The sequence below is a fragment of the Methylobacterium tarhaniae genome, from assembly GCF_001043955.1.
Taxonomy (GTDB): Bacteria; Pseudomonadota; Alphaproteobacteria; order Rhizobiales; family Beijerinckiaceae; genus Methylobacterium; species Methylobacterium tarhaniae.
Genome location: NZ_LABZ01000283.1, coordinates 1 through 2,953, shown reverse-complemented (window position 1 = coordinate 2,953; position 2,953 = coordinate 1). Strand labels below are relative to the sequence as shown.

At 69.7% G+C, this 2,953-nt stretch carries 2 protein-coding genes; both read right to left on the bottom strand.

All coding sequences use genetic code 11. From position 1 onward, the window contains the following. Nucleotides 1-379 precede the first annotated feature (379 nt). Nucleotides 380-1,747, bottom strand: a complete 1,368-nt coding sequence (locus VQ03_RS28780) for an ABC transporter substrate-binding protein (RefSeq protein WP_048454352.1) — start codon at nt 1,745-1,747, stop codon at nt 380-382. A 29-nt stretch (nt 1,748-1,776) separates the two neighbouring features. Continuing rightward, on the bottom strand, nt 1,777-2,814 hold the full coding sequence (locus VQ03_RS28775; RefSeq protein ID WP_053078780.1) for a zinc-dependent alcohol dehydrogenase: 1,038 nt from the start codon (nt 2,812-2,814) through the stop codon (nt 1,777-1,779). Between the last annotated feature and the right edge of the window lie 139 nt (nt 2,815-2,953).

The following is a 2,953-nucleotide window of genomic DNA, read 5'->3' as shown; positions in this document are numbered from 1 at the left end:
TGCCGCACCTGCCCGGTATCGCTCCCAGGCGATGCCGGGCTTGCCCGGTATCGCTCCCAGGCGATGCCGGGCTTGCCCGGTATCGCTCCCAGGCGATGCCGGGCTTGCCCGGTATCGCTCCCAGGCGATGCCGGGCTTGCCCGGTATCGCTTCCAGGTGCGGGAGAGGGGTAGGAGGATCGAAGATCCCGCCTGAGGGTGCTACGGGTCCGCAGACGGCGCGGAGCGTCCCGCTGCCGGCACGACGGTCACAGCGTCACAGGGAAGCGTGTCGCCCTCACCTGCGATCCTCGATCGCCACGGCCCCTCTCCCAAACGGGAGAGGGGAAGGCGCGCCACGTGCTGTTTCCGGGCAGCCCGGCCGCCCCCGACATGTCCGCCTATTGCAGCAGCGCCTTCTTGCCCGAGTAGTATCCCTCCTTGGCCAGGATTCCCTCCATGCGGGTGCCGATCTCCTTGGCGCCCGCCGCCGGGGTGGTCTCGCCCAGCATCATCTTCGAGCCCCATTCGGCCACGACCTCGGAGATCGCCGGCCAGGCCGGGAAGCGGGGCCGGTATTGCGGCACGCCCTTCTGCCAGGACGCGACCATCGGCTCGACGAACTTGTAGGACGCCTTGATGTCGGGCTGCTGGTAGATCGCGGAGCGGCCCGAGACGCCGCCGGCCTCGACGTAGGGGCGGGCGATCGCCTCCGAGGTGGCCCACTGGATGAACAGCCAGGCCGCCTTCTTCTCCGCGTCGGAGGCCTGCGAGGCGACCGCGAGGGAGAAGCCGCCCAGAGCCGGCAGGCGCCCGGCCGGGCCTTCCGGCTCCGGCGCCACCGCCAGGCAGTCGCCGAGCTTCGAGGTCTTCGGGTCGGTGAGCGTGCCGTAGAAGGCCGACCACTCGGTGATCATCGCGACCTGGCCCTGCGCCAGGGCGTTCACCGCCTCGTTGTGGTCGAAGCTGACGACGCCCGGCGGCATGTACTTCATCAGGTCCTGGCGGAACTGCAGGCCGGCTTGGCTCTCGGGGCTGTTGAGATTGGACTTGAAGCTCTTGTCGAGGAGCGAGCCGCCGAACGGCCACAGCACCCGCATGAAGCTGTCGGCCGACTGGGTCTCGCCGCGGCGCGACTGCAGCGCGAAGGCATACTGGTTCTTGTCGGCCTTGGTCAGCTTCGGGGCGTAGTCCTTGAGCAGGGCCTGCCAGGTGGCCGGCGGCTTGTCGAACCCGGCATCCTTCAGCATGCAGGCATTGTAGAACAGGAGGCCCGAGTAATTGTCGAAAGGCAGGCCGTAGACCTTGCCGCCCCAGGACCCGAAGGCGTCGAGGAGAAGCGGGAAGAAGCCCTGGAGGTTCAGGTTCGGATCGGTGATCCTGGCGTCGCCCTTGAGGCCGTCGACCGGCTCGATCCAGCCGTTCTCGGCGAACTCGCCGATCCAGACGAGATCGACCAGCGCCACCGTGAGGTCGCCGCGCGAGGTGAAGTTCAGGACCTGCTTCTCGCGGGCGTTCTCGTAGGGGACGATCTCGTAATTGACCTTGATGCCGGTCTTCTTCTCGAAGTCCGGCAGCAGCTTGATGATGGCGCGGTAGCCCGGCCGGTCGAGGAAGGTGGTGGTCACGACGGTGCCCTTGAGGGGAGCGGCCGCACTTTCCAGCCAGTCCGCGGCCCGGGCCTGGGCCTGCCACAGGGTCGCCCCCGCGAAGGTTCCTCCCGCCAGGACGGCCAGGGCCGCGGCGGTGCCTCTCGTGCGCTTCCTCATCGATCCCTCGTCATGGCGTTGTTATGGCGTTATTGTCCGTTGGGGTAGATCAGGGTCTTGACGACGCCAGGGGTGTTCTGGGCGTGGCGCCCGAAGGCGGCGGCCGCCTCGTCGAGGCCGACCTGGTGGCTGACCAGGCTGGCGACATCGACCTGGCGGTTCGCCACCAGCGCGATCGCGCGGGGGTAGACCTCGCCCATCCGGCGGGCGAACTTGATCTTGAGGCCGCGGCGCCGGGCCTCGGCGGCCGGCATCGTGTAGACGTCCCCGTCCGGGATGCCGACGAGCACGGCCCGGCCGCCGATCTTGGCCGCCCGCACCGCATCGCGAAAACCCTCGGGCGCGTTGGTCGCCTCGATCACCAGCGGGCAGCCCTCGCCCCGCGTCCAGGCGCGGATGTCCTCGACCGAGGCGCCGACGGAGGTCGCGCCGAGGCGCAGCGCCAGATCGCGCCGGTGCTCCTGCGGATCGACCGCCAGCACCTCGCCGGCCCCCGCCACCTTGAGCACCTGCAGGATCAGGAGACCGATCGGCCCGAGCCCGACCAGCGCGACCCGCTCGAGGAGCCGCGGCTTGGCGAGGTCGACCGCGTGGATCGCGACGCCGAGGGGCTCCAGCATGACCCCTTCGAGGGCCGTGAAGTGCTGCGGCAGCGGCACGACCTGGCTCTTCGGCACCCAGATCTGCTCGGTCATGGCGCCGTCGAAGGGCGGCGCACCGATGAACTCGACGTTCGGGCAGAGATTCGGGTGGCCGCGCTCGCAGAACTCGCAATGGCCGCAGGCCTTGTTGGGATCGACCGCCACCAGCGTGCCCCGGGACAGCCCGAGCTCCGGGTCGTCGCAAGTCAGCCGGCCGCAGAATTCGTGTCCGGGCACGAAGGGCTGCGCGATGGTCGCCGCGCCGATGCCGCCGTCCTTGAAGTAGTGCAGGTCCGAGCCGCAGAGCCCGACCGCCGCGACGTCGAGCAGGGCCTCGCCGGGCTGGCCGGCGCGCAAGCCGTAGGGCGCGAGGCGCGCGTCGTAGGGGCCGTGGAGATAGAGGGCGTTGTGGGTGGGGCCGTTCATCGGCGCTCCGGCATGCGTTTCCCGGTGCCGTTCTTACAGATGTAATTTCCTAGATGCAAGTGTATGGACTCTTCCGGGCGGTGGGGTGCCCGGCATCGTGGCGCCCGCATCCGCTCGCAGGCCCCGCTCGCCCCCGGGC

Coding starts and splice junctions, on each gene's coding strand:
- VQ03_RS28780 (WP_048454352.1), bottom strand. CDS start 1,747: ATGAGGAAGCGCACGAGAGGCACCGCCGCGGCCCTGGCCGTCCTGGCG.
- VQ03_RS28775 (WP_053078780.1), bottom strand. CDS start 2,814: ATGAACGGCCCCACCCACAACGCCCTCTATCTCCACGGCCCCTACGAC.